Genomic DNA, 16873 nt, shown 5'->3' on the forward strand with positions numbered 1-16873 from the left:
AACAATCGGTTACCCGCCAGCAACTCGAATCACCCGAACTGTTAACGATTTACGCCTGACCGCCGACCTAGGATCGAATCCATGGTCGAGCGGCTGGGTACATCGCAGTGGAGCGTCTCCGAGGCGCGCAGCATGGTCGCCCGGCTGAGGCACGTCGCCGGCGACGGCCCGGAGTACGACGGCATCGAACTGTTCACCGCGCTGTGTGCGTACCTCGATCAGCTGCACGGGAAGTTCGGTTTCGACTACGTCTACACCGGAGCCGAGCGGCAGGCACTCGCGGACGCGGTCCGGGAGGTCCGCGGGCCCAGCGGCGTCGGGGATCCGGACAGCGACCGGCTGGTCCAGCCGGTCAACGCGGCGGTCACGCTCGTCGAGGGGCGGGAGCTGACGACCTGGCTGGAGCAGCAGAGCGGATGGCAGCAGGACCTCGGCAAGGCGCTGCGCGCGCTTTACACCTATCTAGACCAATTGTACGGCGGTCCGGGTGCCTTCAACGAGCTGCTGACCACCTTCGAACGCAGGCGGGTCGCGGCCCGGTAACGGCACCGGCCTGCCGGCCCGAGTGGTACCTCGCTGCCATTACGGTAGGCGCGTGAGTCTCTCGTCCTCCACGCGAACCCCTTCCCAAGGCGCCCGGGCCGCGGGCCGATCGGCGGGTGGCCCGAACCGCCTCCCGAGCAGCCGGGAGCGGCGTCCGGCGCTGGCCGCGCTCGCTGTGATCCTGATCCTGCTCGGTGCCGCCGGGTCGGCGTTGATCGCGCTGAACAGCGGCAACCGGTCCGACTTCGTGGCGATCTCCGCCGACAGCCTCCCGCCCGGGCACAAGCTCGAGGCGAAGGATCTGTCCCGCGGCGACCTGGCCGGTGCGACCGGTGGTCTGATCCCGTGGTCCCAGGCGAGCAAGTACCTCGGCCGCTACACCACCACCTGGCTGTACAAGGACCAGTTCGTCACGCCGGAGAACTTCACCAAGGACGGGCAGCAGCCGATCCCGTCCGGCGCCGCTCTGGTCGGCATCAGCCTGGAGGCCGGGCGCGCGCCGTCGGACGGGCTCGACGTCGGCGACATCGTCTCGATCACCCGGGTCCCCACGGCCAACCAGGACGGGACGTCGGCGGTCACGCTGGTCAAGGCGGCGATGGTGACCTCGAGCGCGGGCGCCATCACGGACTCGAAGACCAGCGCGAACAGCTCGCTGAACGTGACCGTGCTGGTCCCGTCCGACCAGATCACCACGGTCGGCGCGGCGGCGGCATCCAAGTCGCTGATGCTGGCGAAGCTGGCCCCGGGGACCAAGACGGACGTGGAGCGCAACGGCGGGGCGAACTGATGGCATTGGTGGCATTCGCGAGCGCGAAGGGTTCACCCGGCGTCACCACCGCGAGTCTGGTCATCGGTGCGCTCTGGCCGCGGCAGGTGCTGCTGGCCGAGTGCGACCCGGCCGGCAGCGACGTGGCGATCCGGATGACCGGACCGGGCGGTTCGGCGCTCAACTCCGACCGCGGCCTCGTCAGCCTGGCCGCCGCGAGCCGGAAGGGCCTGGGCGACGAGGTGATCCTTGCGCACAGCCAGCAGCTCGACGGCGGTCTCGACGTACTGCTCGGTGTTCGGTCTCCGGAGCAGGTCGGCGGCATGGGTGGCTTGTGGCATCCGCTCGGCATCTCGTTCAACCAGATGCAGAACAGCGACGTCCTGGCTGACTGCGGGCGGATCGGTGCGTCCTCGCCGCAGCTGCCGGTCATCCAGTCCGCGCGGCTCGTCGTACTGGTCTGTACGGCGACCGGCTCGTCGGTCGCGCACTTGCGCGAGCGGCTGTCCACTCTGGTGCACCACGTCGACGCACAGCTCGGAGTGGTCGTTGTGGCCGACCCGAAGCGGCGCGACGGCGTCAAGCAGGTCTGGACCGTGCTGGACGCGATGTCCGTACCGGTGCGGCACCGCTGGCACCTGGCGTACGACCCGGCCGGTGCGGCGTTCTTCGACGGACGTGGCCATGGTCGTCTCGACAAGACCCTGCTGATCCGGTCCGCGACCGACATCACCGCGGAGATGGCATCGCTGGTGTCCGCACCGCCGCCGCAGGACTTCGACATGGCCAACGCGGCGTTCCCGCCGGGTGACTATCGATGAGCGCTGACCAGGAGCTGGTGCGCAAGCTGCGGGTGCAGGTTGCGGAGCGGCTGAACGAGCAGCGCCGCCGCGACCAGGTGAACGGCGTACCTCCGATGAGTGCGGAGGACGAGCGGGAGTACGCGCGGTCGCTGATCGTGCAGGTGCTCGAGGACCATGCGCGGTACGAGCTGGCCGAGGGCCGGACGCCGCCGACCCCGGACGACGACGCGCAGATCGCCGGCGCGATCCACTCCGCGCTGTTCGGCGTCGGCCGGCTGCAGCCGCTGATCGACGACCCCGAGGTCGAGAACATCGACATCAACGGCTGCGACCAGGTCTTCGTGCAGTACGGCGACGGTCGCGAGGAGACGCCCGGCCCGGTGGCCGAGAGCGACGACGAGCTGGTCGAGCTGATCCAGGTGCTCGCCGCCCACGCGGGTCTGACCAGCCGCCCGTTCGACTCGGCCAACCCCCAGCTGGATCTGCGGCTGCCTGACGGCTCCCGGTTGTCCGCGGTGATGGGCGTGACGTCGCGGCCGGCGGTCTCGATCCGGCGCGCCCGGCTCGGCAAGGTGTTCCTGCGCGACCTGGTGCAGAACGGGACGATGACCGACGACATCGCCTCGTTCCTGCGGGCCGCGGTCGCGGCGCGGAAGAACATCATGATCGCGGGCGCGACGAACTCCGGGAAGACCACGCTGCTGCGCGCGCTGGCCAACGAGATCCCGCCGCACGAGCGCCTGATCACGGTCGAGCGCTCGCTCGAGCTCGGCCTGGGGGAGTTCAAGGACCTGCATCCGAACGTGGTCGCGTTCGAGGAACGGCTGCCGAACTCCGAGGGCGTCGGCGAGGTCACGATGGCCGATCTGGTCCGCCGCTCGCTGCGCATGAACCCCTCGAGGGTCATCGTGGGTGAGGTGCTGGGCGACGAGATCGTGACGATGCTGAACGCGATGAGCCAGGGTAACGACGGCTCGCTGTCGACCATCCACTCGAACAGCTCGATGGAGGTGTTCAACCGGATCAGCACCTACGCGATCCAGGCGATGGAGCGGCTGCCGATGGACGCCACCCAGATGCTGATCGCCGGTGCGCTCGACTTCGTCGTGTTCGTCCGCAAGCACAACGACTACACCCGCGGCGGCGGCCTCAGCCGATACATCGAGAGCATCCGCGAGGTGACCGGGTGGGACGGCCGGGTGCTGTCCGGCGAGGTGTTCGCACCGGGACCGGACGGTCGGGCCGCTGCGCACGCTCCGATCGCGTGCATGGACGAGCTCGAGCACTTCGGGTACCAGCCGCTCGTGCACGGAACGTGGGCGTGAGGCCGTGAGCAACCAGACTCTGCTTGCGCTGCTGTGCGGGGCGGTGGTCGGCGGTGCGGTACTGCTGCTGATCGTCGCGATCCGGGGCACCGAGCCGAAGGACGAGACGCCGTCGCTGTTCCGCAACCGCGGCGCCGGCAGCCGCCGCAACCTGATCCGCCTCGGCGCCGGCATCGCAGTAGGCCTGGTCGTGCTGGTGGTGACCCGCTGGCTGGTGCTCGCGATCGCGCTCGGTCTGCTGGCCGGTATGGCGGACCGCTTCTTCGGCGGCACCGGTGAGGAACGTCGCGCGATCGATCGGCTGGACGCCCTGGCCACGTGGACCGAGGCCCTGCGCGACACGATCGCCGGCGCGGTCGGTCTGGAGCAGGCGATCCCGGCAACCGCGGTCAACGCGGCACCGGCGATCAAGCCCAGTCTGAACCTGCTCGTCGACCGGTTGCGCATCCGCGAACCGTTGCCTTCGGCCCTTATGCGGTTCGCCGACGACCTGAACGACCCGTCCGCCGACCTGATCGTCGCTGCCCTGGTGCTCAACGCACGGCTCCGCGGACCCGGTCTGCGGGAGGTGCTGAGCGCGCTGGCGGACTCGGCCCGCGAGGAGCTCGACGTACGGCGGAAGGTCGCGGCGGAACGGCGATCCACCCGGCGCAGCGTGCAGGTGGTCGTCGCGATCACGCTGATCATGGCGGCCGGTCTGATCCTGTTCAACCCGACGTACATGGCGCCGTACCGCAGCTTCATCGGCCAGGCCGTGCTGACCGTGGTCATCGGGCTGTACGCGCTCGGCCTGCTGTGGCTGCGGCGGCTGGCGAAGATCGAGGTGCCGGAGCGGTTCCTGGTCGGCATGAGCACCGACGGCCGGCTGAGCCGGCCCGGTGACGACCGGATGGAGACGGTGAGCGGATGACCTGGGCCTTCATCACCGGCGGCCTGGCCGGCCTCGGCGTGTACGTCGCGATCCGGATCTTCATCAAGCCGCGGACCAACGTGCTGTCGACGATCGCGCGGATCGACGCCGGGCGCGGCGGGTACACGAGCGGCGCAACGGCGAGCGCGGCCGGCGAGCGGGTGCTCGGCGGCGTCGACCGGGCCCGGGAGACGCTGGGCCGGCGGCTCGAGGCCGAGGCGAACGCGCGGGGCTGGGCGTTCGGCAAGCTCCGCCGTGACCTCGCGGTGATGAACCAGCCGTTCGCGGCAATGCTTGCCACCAAGGTGTTCTTCGCACTCGGCGCGCTGATCCTGATCCCGATCGTGCTGTTCCTGTTCTCCGCCATCGGGTTCGCCGCCCCGGGCGCGGCGCCGGCGATCGTGACGCTGGCCTTCGTGGTGCTGGCGTTCTTCCTGCCCGACCTGGCCTTGCGGCAGGAGGCGGAGAAGCGGCGGCGCGACTTCCGGCATGTGGTCGGCAGCTTCCTCGACCTGGTCGCGATGAACCTGGCCGGCGGCCGCGGCCTGCCCGAGGCGCTGATGACCGCGTCGACGATCGGCGAGCACTGGGCGATGGCCCGGATCCGGCAGGCGCTCGCGAACGCGCGACTGATCGGGATCACGCCCTGGGACGCGATGGCGCTGCTGGGCGAGGACCTCGGTGTGGAGGAGCTGCGAGACCTCGCCTCGGCGCTGGCACTGGCCGGCGACGAAGGCGCGAAGATCCGCTCGTCGCTGCTCGCCCGGGCGGCATCGCTGCGGCGTAAGGAGTTGGCGGACGTGGAAGGTAAGGCGGGTGAGCGCTCTCAGTCGATGCTGGTTGCGCAGCTGGTCATGATCTCGGCATTCTTCCTGTTCCTGGCCTTCCCGGCCGGAGTGGCCATCCTCGGAAGTTAGGGAAAACAGTGACCAGGGCACGGGATCCGCGGCGCGGCGTAGCCCGTCGTACAGGGCATACTGAGGCCTCCTTCGGCCTCACGATCTGGAAGGCAATCGGATGACCTCGGAGTTGATGTTCTGGCGGACCATGGCCCGCTACGCGCTCGCACGGGCGCAGGCCCAGCGGGCCCAGGCGCGACAGGGGCACACCGAGTTGGGCGCCTCCGCACTCGAGTGGGCGATCATCTCGGGGATCCTCGTCGTCGCAGCACTGGCGATCGGCGTCGTGGTGAAGCGCGTCATCAGCAAGCACACCGCCGACATCGACACGGGCAGCTGACGGTCGCAGGTATGCGTTCGGGCGGGCTGAAGTTGCGGCGCAGACGGTCGGAGCGAGGAGTCAGCACACTCGAGCTGGCGATCCTCGCGCCGGCGATCCTGACGCTGATCTTCCTGTCCATCCAGACGGCGCTGTGGCTGTACGGGCGTTCCGTCGCGCTGAACGCCGCGGAAGAGGGTGTGTCCAGGCTCCGGCTGGTCCAGCCGACCGTCTACACCACTGCGGTGGGGGAGAAGGTGCGGTCGGACATCCAGTCCTACGCAGCACAGCTCGGCGGTACGACGTTGCAGCACACCGAGGTCCCGTTCCCGGCGTACAACAGCCCGGAAGGCTCCGTCTCGTTCACCGTCACCGGGGACACCGTCTCGCTGGTCCCCGGGCTGAAGCTGAAGGTGAGCCGGACCGCCACCGGCCAGATCGAACAGTTCCAAGCCGACAAGTGAGCGTGAGGATGAAACTGGGGACGCGCGGACAGCGCGGGCAGCACGGGCAGCACGGTCAGCGCGGCACAATGGCGCTGGAGATGGTCATCCTTGCGCCGGTGCTGCTCCTGCTGTTCATGTTCCTGCTCGCCTGCGGGCGGTACTTCCAGACGTCGTCGCTGCTGGAGAGCGCGGCGCGGGACGGCGCCCGCAGCGCCAGCCAGGCGCGGTCGTTGCCCGAGGCCCAGACCCGGGTGGACGAGGCCGTGAGTACGACGATGGGCCAGGCGATCAAGTCCTGCAAGGATTCCGCGTCCGGCTCGATCACCACCGGGTTCGTTGCCGGGTCGCCGTTGTCGGTCGAGGTCACTTGTACGATCAACTACCGCGACCTGGGGTTGCTCGGGCTCGGCGGCGACACCACGATCACCAAGCGCTTCACCTCGTCCCTCGACCCGTACCGGGGGGTGCGCGGTGACGGCTCCTGACGACCAGCAGCACGACCGGCACCGCCACCGGTCCCGGCTCGTCGAGTTCTTCCGGATCGATGCCCCCGGCAACCACCGGCTGTTCTCGCGGGGCGCGCTGAGTCCCGCGGTCGCGATCCTCGCGGTGATGATCTTCACGCTGGCCGGCCTGGTGATCGACGGCGGGCGTCAGCTCGGCGCACGGTCCCGCGCCGTCGGGTACGCCCAGGAGGCCGCTCGCGTCGGCGCCGCGGCGATCCAGCTGAACGTCGCCGAGGCGAAGATCGACACCACGAAGGCAGCCGCCGCGATCTCCGGGTTCTGCGCGCAGGTGCGCAACAACGACCCGGCCGTCACCTCCTGCGGTCCGACCACGCTGACGGACAAAGAGGTCGACATCCAGGTCGACATCGCCAACAAGACCACGTTCCTCGGCCTGATCGGCAAGACGTCGTTGAAGGCGAGCGGCACCGGTCAGGCGCACGCCGAGCAAGGCATCGAGAAGGCCGACGACAGCCCGACGATCCCGCCGATCTCGGTGAACCCGACCACCGACGGCCCCGGCGCGCCGACCTCCGTCGCCAACCCGCCGACGATCGACCTGCCCTGCCCGACCTGGACCATCGGCTCACCGACCCCGATCTGGACCCTGTCGCCCTTGCCGTTCCCGGCCACCTGCTCCCCGAACGTCACGCCGCCACCGGACACCAACTCCTCGCCGCCGCCGTCCGGCGATCCGTCCGGCCCGCCATCGAGTTCGGAGCCGCCGTCGTCGACGAAGCCGCCCGGCGGCTAGAGATCAAAGGATTGCCTCCCGTGCGTAGGTTCACCCTCCCGCCCGTCGTTCTGAGCGTCGTTCTGGCCGGCGTTCTGCTGTTGAGTGCCTGCGGCAAGAACTCCGACGACGGCACGCTCCCGGTCCCGGCCGGCGGCTCGGACTCGACGACGTCCTCAGACACCCCGTCCGCCGAGCCGTCCGAGCCTTCGAGCGCGCCGACGCAGCCCGCGACCACCGCCAAGCCGACCACGGCGCCCAAGGCACAAATCATCATCAAGGCCGGGAACTTCGCCTCGAACCCCGCCGTCCAAGGCCTCGTGACCAGCTACCCGCTGTACTTCCAGGCGCTGGTGTCGAAAGACGACACGGTCCTGCGGAAGAAGTTCCCGTCGTTCTTCTACTCGGACGTGTCACAAGGCATCTACGACGCCCAGCGCAACGGCTGGATCATGAAGCCCCCGGGCAGCGTGGTCATCGTTGGCGCGAAGCGCACGGCGGACGGAACCGTCGCGGTGCAGACCTGCCGATCGCAGACCACGCAGTACTGGGATCCGAAGGGGAAGCGCTGGACCGTGGTCACGCCCAAAGGATCCGCGGAGGTCATCGAGATGATCCAGACCGGCATCGGCTGGCTGCCGTACCGGTTGGCTACACCGAAAGGCGTGAACTGTGCCCGGGTGCACTATCCGGCCTAGATCAGAACTCGTGAATTCACATTCCGAATAGGTGACGGGGCACTGAGCAACGGGCATGATGCACCTGGTCGAAGATAACCTGCCGAAGAGCCGTCGAATCTGGGGAGTGAGGATGCAGAACCGAGTGGGCCGCGGACTGCTGGTCCTGAGCGCCGTCCTCGCACTACTCATGGCTGGACCGGTCACCACGGCGTCCGCCGAGACGATCCAGACCGGTACCTCGGTCTGCAGCATGTACGTCAACTCGATCGGTTTCGGTGCCTACTGCAGCAACGGCCCGGCCTACGTGCCGAATAGCCATATCGTCCCGCCGCCACCACCCCCACCCACGTGGCGGGAGCGCCTGGGCGGCAAGCCGTTCATCCCGTGCCGTGATTTCGACATCCCGGGCGGCATCCGGCTCCCGAAGGCTCCGGACGGCAAGAAGTGGGTGATGCGGATCACGATCACCGACTACAAACTCGACACGTACGACGGTGGCGATGCGGCACACCTGGAGCGCGCCTATGTTCCGGTCAGCCCGGAGGAGGAGGCGCAGTGCCCGTTCCCGGACTACATGGCGCCCTTCTGGCACGAGTTCAGGAGCAGTTATCCACCCCCGGCGCTGGTGGTCATGCCAACGTTCACGCCTCGGGTCAATGTGCCTGCCTTCTTCTCGCTGACGGCCGAGAGTTCGAAGGTCGAGGCCGACCCGAACAAGGACCCCGGGGCGTACAGCGGGTACATCAACCCGACACACAACTTGAGCATGCGCGGCCTGGTCGTCGAAATGACGGTCGATCCCGGTGACGGGACCAAGCCGTTCAGGTGTCCGATGGGCGTGACGCCGGCGGACGATCCGTCCGGGTACGACGAAACTCAGGACCCGTTCCACCAGATCAACACGTGCAAGCACACGTATCTGCGATCCAGTGCGAACCAGCCCGACGGCATGTACACGGTGAAGCTGACGATCACGTGGGAGGTGTCGTACTGGGTCGGTAAGGATGCAGGCGGCTGGGACCCGATCGGTAAGGCGAACGTCACAGCGGTGCAGCGGCTTCCTGTGCAGGAAGTTGAGGCTATTGGTGGTTGATGGTGGGGGTATGGAGGAGCGATGGTAAGGACGAATGAGCCGGTGCGTGCGGCGCGGTTGCCGCAGCGGCGGGAGGGGAGTCCGGGCGCGGACCGGGTGAAGGGGTTCGTCGCGCTGCTCGCGATTCTGGCGATCGTCGGCGGTGTGCCGTACATCTTGCTGCGGTTCTTCGGGACTCCGTGGCCGGACAAGATGCCGACCAGCAGCATGCTGTTCGACGAGCTGAGCATCCGCACCGTCCTCGGCATCATCGCGTTCGTCATCTGGGTCGCCTGGCTGCACTTCGTCATCTGCCTGATCGCGGAAGCGGTCGCCGAGATCCGCGGCCACGGCCTGTCTCCACACATCCCGTTCGGCGGCGGTTCGCAGACGATCGCCCGCCGGCTGATCGGCACCGTCGTACTGATCGCCGCCGGCGCAGGCGTCAGCCTGCCGGTCGCGAGCGCCGTCACCACCTCCGGCCCGGCCGCTCCGATCTCGGTGTCCGCACGGCACGGCAGCGAGCAGAGCTCGACGTCGCAGTTCCGTCAGACCGAGGCGGCCAGCAAGATCCTCGCGGGCAACCAGAAGACGACGACCGGCGTACGGACGAACCACGACCATCAGGGTCAGGTCATCAAGTACACCGAGGTCCGCCCGCCGCAGGGGCGCAACTACGACTGCCTGTGGGACATCGCGGAGCGGTACCTGGGCGAGGGCCGGCGGTACAAGGAGATCTACGACCTCAACAAGAACAAGCTTCAGCCCGACGGCCGCCGGCTGACCAACCCCGATCTGATCATGCCGGGTTGGCAGGTGCGGCTGCCGAGCGACGCCAAGGGTCCGGGCGTGCACACGGTCCGCGTCAGTATCGACGACCGCACCGGCAAGACCATGGTCAGCACGAAGACCACCACGGAGACGCGCACGGCCGCCAAGCCCACGGTCACGGCGAAGACCGAAACCAAGGCCGGCGGCAAGACAGAGACGAAGACCAGCAACCCGACCCGGTACTCCGAGCAGGGCATCGAGCCGGGTTCGTCGATCGTCATCGGCACCAGCCAGAGCGACCCGGGCGCGAAGAACGTCAAGCCGGGGGAGCCGAGCGTCTCCGTCGAGCCGCACGTTCCCGGGACCGGGCAGCCTGGCAAGTCTGGGCACGGCGAGCCCGCCGGCGGCGGTATCCAGGTGCCCGAGGCAACGCCCGTGGCGACCGACGACGGCGGCATCAACCTGCAGCAGGCCGGTATCTACGGCTTCGGTGCGGCGTTGCTCGCGGCCGGCCTGGCGCTGGCGCTGAAGCGGCGCCGCGGCTGGGCGCAGGGTCCAGGCCCGAAGGCCGCGGGTCACCGTCAGACCGAGGTAAGCCTGCGGCTCGCGTCGGATGTCCCGACCGCGCAGTTCGTGGACAACGCGCTGCGCAAGCTCGGCGCGGACATGACGCAGCTGCAGCGGCCGATGCCGAAGGTGGTCGCCGCGCTGGTCACCGACCGCGCGCTGACGCTGGTGCTCGACCCGTACGAGGCTCAGCCCGAGCCGCCCGGCCCGTGGCAGGCGATTGCCGAAGGCACCCGTTGGACGTTGCGCCGGGCGTACGGTCCGAGCGGCGAGGTCAACGCGCCCGCGCCGTACCCGACGCTGGTTACAGTCGGCCAGAACGCCGACGGCGCCACGGTGCTGATCGACCTCGACACCGCGAACGGGATCGTCTCGTTCGGCGGCGTGACCAACGCGTCCCGCGACGTGGTCGGCTCGCTCGCCGTCGAGCTGGCGACCAACCTGTGGTCCGAGGGCGCCCACATCAGCATGGTTGGGTTCGGCGATGACCTGTCGTCGCTGGCGCCGTCGCGGCTGAGCTACTGGATCCGTCTCGACGACGCGATGGGCGAGGTTGCCCGGCGTACCGAGGCGCAGGTGCAGGCGTGCCAGCGGCGGAACGTCGACTCGGTCGCGGACGCCCGGATGACGCACCCGGACGCGGCGTTGTGGGGCTCGGAGATCATCTTCGTGTCCGCGCCCCCGTCGCCGGAGGAGCAGGACCAGCTGAACCGGCTGGCCGCTGACACCCAGCGCAGCATCGCGGTCGTCGTCGTCGGCGACGTGATCAACTCGCCATGGCGGTTCGTCGTGGACGAGAAGAACCAGGCCGTCTGCCGGCTGCTCGGCCTCGAGGTCGACGCGCACAGCGTCAACCCGGAGCAGTTCGCCGACCTGGTCGCGCTGTTCGACGCGGCCGAGGTGGATGCGCGCGACAAGCGGCGCGCGGAGCAGGACATGCCGGCGTACGAGTTCTCGACCACCGATCTCAGCCAGCCGGCTCCGGTCGAGGTCGACCTGCTCGGCTCGGTCGAGGTCGACGCCCGCGGGGTCATCGACGAGGGCCGCGTCTCGCTGTCGACGGAGATCATCGCGTTCCTCGCGAGCCAGGACTACGGCGTACACCCGAACGTGCTCGCGGGTGCGATCTGGCCGCGCGGGATCAGCGAGGAGCTGCGTGACGCCGCGTTGGAGCACACCCGCCGCTGGGTCGGGGTGGACGCGATGTACGCCGACGAGTCGGGCCGCTGGATGCTGAACCGCAGCGTGGTCCGGGTCGACTGGGACGTGTTCCGGACCCTGGCGAAGCAGGCGACGATGGTGGACGACCCGCGTGGTCCGCTGTCGACGGCGCTGAGCCTGGTTCACGGTCCTGCCTGGTCGAACCTGCCCGGCGGCCGCTACTCGTGGCTCGCCGCGTCCGGGATCGAGCGCCGGATGGCCGAGGCCGTCGTCGACGCCGCACTGCGGCTTGCCGAGGCGTCCCTCAGCCACAACGACGGCAACCTGGCCCGCACGGCCCTCCAGACCGGCCTGAGCTTCTCGCCGGCCTCGGAGGAACTGTGGCGAGCCACGCTCCGCCTGGCATCCCACTTCGGTACGACGGCCGACGTCACCAACGTCGCCGGCCAGATGTACGCCGCCCTCACCAAACACGGCGCCCCCCGGGGCCCGGAAGCCGAAACCGACGCCCTCGTCGACGAACTCCTCCCCGGCTACCACCGCCCCGCCCAGGTCGCCTGACCCAGCTGTGTGCTGCGGTCCCATCTCAGGGGTCAACCCGTCAGTTTGTGGGTTGGCCCCTCGGATTCTCGGGGCCAAACCCACCAACTCCGGGGTTGACCCCTGAAACGGGGAGCAGCAGCGCGCGGGGCGGACGGTCGTCGTACGGTCGATGGTCAGAGCGGGTTGGCCGACCAGGTGTCGCAGGCGGTCATGTCGCCGGAGTCCATGCCCTTCTGGAACCACTTCATGCGTTGGGCTGCGGTGCCGTGGCTGAAGGACTCGGGGGTTACCTGGCCCTGGGTCTTCTGCTGGATGCGGTCATCGCCGACGGAGGCGGCGGCGTCGAGGCCGCGGGCGATGTCGTCCTCGGAGAGTTCGGTGATGAGCGGCTGGCCGCTCTTGTTCGGGACTGTGGTGGCGTGGTTGGTCCAGATGCCGGCGAGACAGTCGGCCTGGAGTTCGGAGCGGACCGAGTCCGAGGACGGCCCGTTGCGGGTCTTGATCCGGTCGAGGATGCCGTACAGGTTCTGGATGTGGTGACCGTACTCGTGCGCGATGACGTACGCCTCGGCGAACTCGCCGCCGCGGGCGCCGAGGTCCGTCTGCAGCGTCTCGAAGAACCCGAGGTCCAGGTACACGCGCATGTCGGGCGGGCAGTAGAACGGGCCGACGGCGCTGGTCGCCGGGCCGCAGCCGGTGTTCACCGAGCCGTCGAAGACCCGCATCGGCGCCCGGGTGTACTTCTTCCCGCGCCGGGGCAGCTCCGCGGCCCAGAAGCTCTCGATCGAGTTCTGGTAGAAGACGAACCGGCAGTTCGAGTTCGACTGCAGGTCGGTGCCCTTCTTGCAGGAGCTCAGGTTGCCGGGTGCGGTGTTCTGCGCGGCGGGTTGGTCGCTGCCACCTCCGCCTGGCAGGCCGCCCGTCAGCAAGAGGATCACGACCAGCAGGATGATGCCGCCGATGCCGCCCCCGACCGGGATCACCCCGCCGGGCAGGCCGCCTCCGCGTCCACCGCCACTACCGCGGGTGTCCTCGACGCCACTGGTGTCGAGATCCGCATCCGGATTGAATTTCACGCCACATACACTAGACCTGAGAGCGGGGGATTTCGGCGTGCCGCGACACCGCCGTGGCCCGCCTCGTCAGCCCGTAGCCCAGCGTAAGGACGCCTGCGAACCCCGATGATCACTGTCTCCAATCTCGAGGTTCGCGTCGGTGCCCGGCAGCTGCTGGCGCCTGCTTCGTTCCGGGTCGGTCCCGGCGACAAGGTCGGGCTGGTCGGCCGCAACGGCGCCGGCAAGACGACCCTGACCAAGATCCTGGCCGGCGAAGGCCTGCCGGCCAGCGGTTCGGTGTCCAAGTCCGGCGAGATCGGCTACCTGCCGCAGGACCCGCGCACCGGCGACCTCGAAGTACTGGCCCGGGACCGGATCCTGGCCGCGCGCGGGCTGGACGACGTCGTACGACGCCTGCGCAGCGCGGAGAAGTCGATGGCCAGCGCCGACGAGAAGACCCGCGCCAAGGGCATGCGCCGGTACGAGCGCGCCGAGGCCGACCTGCACGCCGCCGGCGGATACGCCGCGGAGTCCGAGGCGGCCCGGATCGCGGCCAACCTCGGCCTGCCGGACCGCGTCCTCGGCCAGCCGCTGGCGACCCTGTCCGGTGGTCAGCGCCGCCGCGTCGAGCTGGCGCGGATCCTGTTCGCCCAGGCCGAGACGCTGCTGCTGGACGAGCCGACCAACCACCTGGACGCCGACTCGATCATCTGGCTGCGCGACTTCCTCAAGTCGTACGCCGGTGGCGTGATCATGATCAGCCACGACGTGAACCTGCTCGAGGAGACCGTCAACCGCGTCTTCCACCTGGATGCGAACCGCGCCGAGATCGACGTCTACAACGTCGGCTGGAAGGCGTATCTGACCCAGCGCGAGACCGACGAACGGCGTCGCAAGCGCGAGCGCGCGAACACGGAGAAGAAGGCCACCCAGCTGGTCGACCAGGCGAACAAGATGCGCGCCAAGGCCACGAAGGCGGCCGCCGCCCAGCAGATGCTGCGCCGCGCCGAGCGGATGATGTCCTCGCTCGAGGACGAGCGCCAGGCGGACCGCGTCGCGAAGATCGCGTTCCCGACCCCGGCGCCGTGCGGCAAGACACCGCTGATGGCCCGCGAGCTGTCGAAGTCGTACGGCTCGCTGGAGATCTTCACCGACGTCGACCTCGCGATCGACAAGGGTTCGCGTGTCGTCGTCCTCGGGCTGAACGGCGCCGGCAAGACCACCTTGCTGCGGATCCTCGGCGGGATCGAGAAGGCCGACACCGGCGAGATCATCGACGGCCACGGCCTCAAGCTCGGGTACTACGCCCAGGAGCACGAGACCCTCGACGTCAACCGGACCGTGCTCGAGAATATGAAGTCCGCCGCCCCGGACCTGAACGAGACGCAGGCCCGCAGCGTGCTCGGCTCGTTCCTGTTCACCGGCGACGACTCGGACAAGCCGGCCAGCGTGCTGTCCGGCGGTGAGAAGACCCGGCTCGCCCTGGCGACCCTGGTCGTCTCGGCGGCGAACGTACTGCTCCTCGACGAGCCGACCAACAACCTCGACCCGGCCTCCCGGGCCGAGGTGCTGAACGCGATCCGCTCGTACACGGGCGCGATCGTCCTCGTCACCCACGACGAGGGCGCCGTCGAGGCCCTCGAGCCGGAGCGCGTCGTACTGCTCCCGGACGGCGTCGAGGACCTCTGGTCGAATGACTACGCCGACCTGGTCTCGCTCGCCTGATTACTCCGGAGTAATATCCGGTGGCATGACGGATCTCGGACTGCGGTTCTCGGTGGACGGCCCGGTTGCGCGTGTGGTGCTGGACCGGCCGGAGGTGCGCAACGCGCAGACCCCGGCGATGTGGAGTGCCCTGGCCGACTTCGGTACGTCGTTGCCGCCCGAGGTGCGCGTTGTCGTGGTGTCGGGGGAGGGGCCGTCGTTCTCGGCCGGCCTCGACCGCCGCCTGATCATGGGGGAGAACGATCTCGGCCAGGAGCCGCTGCTCACCCTCGGCGCGAAGCCGACCGCCGAGGTGTACGAGCTGATCGCCGGCTTCCAGGCCGGGTTCTCGTGGTTGCGTCGCCCTGAGATCATCAGCATCGCCGCTGTCCAGGGCCACGCGGTCGGCGCGGGGTTCCAGCTCGCGCTGGCGTGCGATCTGCGAGTGGTCACCCCGGACGCCCGCTTCAGCATGCGCGAGCCGTCGCTCGGCCTGGTCCCCGACCTCGGCGGCACGCAGCCGCTTGTCCAGCTGGTCGGCTACGCGCGGGCGCTCGAGATCTGCGCGACCAGTCGGTGGGTCGAGGCGGCGGAGGCCAAGGAGCTCGGGCTGGCCAACATCGTCGTACCGGCGGAGGAGCTGGAAGCGACCGTGAAGGATCTGTCCGACGCGCTGCTCGGCCCGCTGCCCGGCGCGATCCGCGAGACCAAGGCGTTGCTCCTCGGTGCCGCGGACCGCTCGTACGAAGACCAGCTCAAGGCGGAGCGGGAAGCTCAGGAACGTCGCCTCAAAGAGCTCCTCGCCGCCCTTCAGGGTTAGTGCCAGTTGCTGACGAGTACGTCGTGTGGCGCGGACTCGCCCTTGCCGGTCTCGACGTACTGCTTGAGGCTCATCAGGAACGTGGCCCACTTGGTGCTGCAGTGGTACATGAACTCGACGGGCTCGCGCCATCCCTCCTGCTTGAAGAGCACGATCGTGTACTCGTCGGTCTGCGAGAGCTCGAAGCTGACGTGGGTGCCGATCCATTCGTCGGGGCCACCAACGACCTCCCAGCGAACGAGCTTGCCGGGTGTGGTTTCGAGGACCTTCATGTCGAAGCCGTCTCCGCCGGCGGTGGCGAAGCGGAACTCGATGACGTCGTCGACCTCGCCTTTGGTGTCCTCGGTCCACCAGCCGGCCAGACCGTCGATAGTGGTCAGCGCTGCGAACACGTCCTCCGGGGACGCGATGATTCCGACGCGGTGCAGGATGTCGTACATGACAGTGCCTTTCAGTTGTTGTCTCGGGTTTTCTGGATCGCCTCGGCGATCCGCCTGATGCGCTGCAGCCGCCGGTCCCAGGCGTCGGTGACGTCGGTCAGCTGGTTGATCGCGCGGGCGAGCTGCGACTCGTCCACGGTGTAGCGACGTTCGCGTCCGGACGGTGCGGAATGCACCAGCCCGGCCCGCTCGAGTACGACGAGGTGCTTGGCAACCGCCTGGCGCGTGACGGGCAGCTGGTCGCTGAGGCTGGTCGACGTACCGCCGCCGTCGGCGAGCAGCAGGTCGAGCATCCGTCGCCGGGTGGGGTCACCGATCGCCGACCAGAGCTCGTCGTCGATCACAGCCGGTTCGCCAACCCCTCGGCGTACGGCGGGATGCGCGGGATGAAGTAGTCCCAGCCGCTGGTGTGGTCGGCGAGCAGCTCGTCGGACTTGCCGGCTTCGTCGTACCCGGTCTCGGCGAACCGGAGCAGCGTGCCGCCGTCGGCCGGGATCAGGTCGAACGTGACCAGCACCGAGTTCTCCGCGGTGGCGGGCTCGTCGGTGTAGGCCCAGCGGAAGGAGAAGCGCCGCGGCGGGTCGGCCTCGACGACCGTCAGCGGCTGGACCATGGCGCCGTCGTGCTGCCGGAAGGTGATCGTGCCGGTCGCGCCGGGCTTCGGGTCGAGGTCCACCTCGTCCGGCCACCACGCGCACAGGTGCTCCGGCGAGCTGACCACCTCGTAAACCACCTCCGGGGTAGCCTCCACCCGAATCTCCCGCTCGATGCTCCTGGTCATCGCCCTCATCCTTTCGCAACCTTTTG

General features: G+C 69.0%; 19 protein-coding genes. 15 read left to right on the forward strand and 4 right to left on the reverse strand.

The genetic code is table 11. The features are described 5' to 3' along the window. The first annotated feature begins 81 nt into the window (after nucleotides 1-81). From EV653_RS07315 to EV653_RS07375, 13 genes are all read left to right on the forward strand, one after another. Nucleotides 82-543, forward strand: a complete 462-nt coding sequence (locus EV653_RS07315; protein WP_134099192.1) for a hypothetical protein — start codon at nucleotides 82-84, stop codon at nucleotides 541-543. Nucleotides 544-595: 52 nt separating this feature from the next. Next, entirely contained in the window at nucleotides 596-1333 is a 738-nt protein-coding gene (locus EV653_RS07320; RefSeq protein ID WP_134099194.1) for a hypothetical protein, read from the forward strand. Further along, nucleotides 1333-2133 (forward strand): hypothetical protein, encoded by an 801-nt coding sequence (locus EV653_RS07325; RefSeq protein WP_134099196.1) that lies wholly within the window; start codon nucleotides 1333-1335, stop codon nucleotides 2131-2133. The genes EV653_RS07320 and EV653_RS07325 overlap by 1 nt, the downstream gene beginning before the upstream one ends. Then, the gene (locus EV653_RS07330) at nucleotides 2130-3440 is read left to right on the forward strand and encodes a CpaF family protein (protein WP_134099198.1); all 1311 of its coding nucleotides are present in this window, start codon (nucleotides 2130-2132) and stop codon (nucleotides 3438-3440) included. The genes EV653_RS07325 and EV653_RS07330 overlap by 4 nt, the downstream gene beginning before the upstream one ends. Nucleotides 3441-3444: 4 nt before the next feature. Further along, complete coding sequence (locus EV653_RS07335) at nucleotides 3445-4350, forward strand: type II secretion system F family protein (protein ID WP_134099200.1); 906 nt, start codon at nucleotides 3445-3447, stop codon at nucleotides 4348-4350. Continuing rightward, complete coding sequence (locus EV653_RS07340) at nucleotides 4347-5267, forward strand: type II secretion system F family protein (RefSeq protein WP_134099202.1); 921 nt, start codon at nucleotides 4347-4349, stop codon at nucleotides 5265-5267. The genes EV653_RS07335 and EV653_RS07340 overlap by 4 nt, the downstream gene beginning before the upstream one ends. A 100-nt stretch (nucleotides 5268-5367) precedes the next feature. Then, entirely contained in the window at nucleotides 5368-5589 is a 222-nt protein-coding gene (locus EV653_RS07345) for a hypothetical protein (protein WP_134099204.1), read from the forward strand. An 11-nt stretch (nucleotides 5590-5600) separates the two neighbouring features. Further along, nucleotides 5601-6032, forward strand: coding sequence for a TadE/TadG family type IV pilus assembly protein (locus EV653_RS07350; protein ID WP_238159613.1), 432 nt, complete (start codon nucleotides 5601-5603; stop codon nucleotides 6030-6032). An 8-nt stretch (nucleotides 6033-6040) separates the two neighbouring features. Continuing rightward, nucleotides 6041-6499, forward strand: a complete 459-nt coding sequence (locus EV653_RS07355; RefSeq protein WP_134099206.1) for a TadE/TadG family type IV pilus assembly protein — start codon at nucleotides 6041-6043, stop codon at nucleotides 6497-6499. Continuing rightward, on the forward strand, nucleotides 6486-7274 hold the full coding sequence (locus EV653_RS07360; protein ID WP_202871498.1) for a TadE/TadG family type IV pilus assembly protein: 789 nt from the start codon (nucleotides 6486-6488) through the stop codon (nucleotides 7272-7274). The genes EV653_RS07355 and EV653_RS07360 overlap by 14 nt, the downstream gene beginning before the upstream one ends. Nucleotides 7275-7294: 20 nt before the next feature. Continuing rightward, a complete protein-coding gene (locus tag EV653_RS07365) occupies nucleotides 7295-7951 on the forward strand; it encodes a hypothetical protein (protein WP_238159614.1) in 657 nt (218 codons plus the stop codon). A 112-nt stretch (nucleotides 7952-8063) separates the two neighbouring features. Then, nucleotides 8064-9026 carry a hypothetical protein gene (locus EV653_RS07370; RefSeq protein ID WP_134099208.1) on the forward strand — a complete coding sequence of 321 codons (963 nt, stop codon included), beginning with the start codon at nucleotides 8064-8066 and terminating at the stop codon, nucleotides 9024-9026. Nucleotides 9027-9047: 21 nt separating this feature from the next. Next, nucleotides 9048-12065 carry a hypothetical protein gene (locus EV653_RS07375; protein WP_134099210.1) on the forward strand — a complete coding sequence of 1006 codons (3018 nt, stop codon included), beginning with the start codon at nucleotides 9048-9050 and terminating at the stop codon, nucleotides 12063-12065. A gap of 155 nt (nucleotides 12066-12220) precedes the next feature. On the opposite strand, the gene ypfJ is transcribed toward EV653_RS07375, so the two are convergent. Continuing rightward, the gene (ypfJ, locus tag EV653_RS07380) at nucleotides 12221-13123 is read right to left on the reverse strand and encodes a KPN_02809 family neutral zinc metallopeptidase (RefSeq protein ID WP_134099212.1); all 903 of its coding nucleotides are present in this window, start codon (nucleotides 13121-13123) and stop codon (nucleotides 12221-12223) included. Nucleotides 13124-13228: 105 nt separating this feature from the next. Here ypfJ and EV653_RS07385 point away from each other — a divergent pair, with 105 nt between their 5' ends. Both EV653_RS07385 and EV653_RS07390 read left to right on the forward strand, forming a co-directional pair. Further along, complete coding sequence (locus tag EV653_RS07385) at nucleotides 13229-14827, forward strand: ABC-F family ATP-binding cassette domain-containing protein (RefSeq protein ID WP_134099214.1); 1599 nt, start codon at nucleotides 13229-13231, stop codon at nucleotides 14825-14827. A gap of 25 nt (nucleotides 14828-14852) precedes the next feature. Continuing rightward, on the forward strand, nucleotides 14853-15626 hold the full coding sequence (locus tag EV653_RS07390) for an enoyl-CoA hydratase/isomerase family protein (protein WP_134099216.1): 774 nt from the start codon (nucleotides 14853-14855) through the stop codon (nucleotides 15624-15626). Here the strand turns inward: EV653_RS07390 and EV653_RS07395 are convergent. From EV653_RS07395 to EV653_RS41575, 3 genes are read right to left on the reverse strand one after another with little or no spacing between them, the layout of a single operon-like run. After that, a complete protein-coding gene (locus EV653_RS07395; protein ID WP_134099218.1) occupies nucleotides 15623-16066 on the reverse strand; it encodes an SRPBCC family protein in 444 nt (147 codons plus the stop codon). The genes EV653_RS07390 and EV653_RS07395 overlap by 4 nt on opposite strands. Before the next feature lie 11 nt (nucleotides 16067-16077). Beyond that, entirely contained in the window at nucleotides 16078-16410 is a 333-nt protein-coding gene (locus tag EV653_RS41570; RefSeq protein WP_238159615.1) for an ArsR/SmtB family transcription factor, read from the reverse strand. Beyond that, entirely contained in the window at nucleotides 16407-16847 is a 441-nt protein-coding gene (locus tag EV653_RS41575) for an SRPBCC domain-containing protein (protein WP_202871499.1), read from the reverse strand. The genes EV653_RS41570 and EV653_RS41575 overlap by 4 nt, the downstream gene beginning before the upstream one ends. Nucleotides 16848-16873 lie beyond the last annotated feature (26 nt).

It is taken from the genome of Kribbella pratensis (genome assembly GCF_004365355.1).
GTDB lineage: Bacteria > Actinomycetota > Actinomycetes > Propionibacteriales > Kribbellaceae > Kribbella.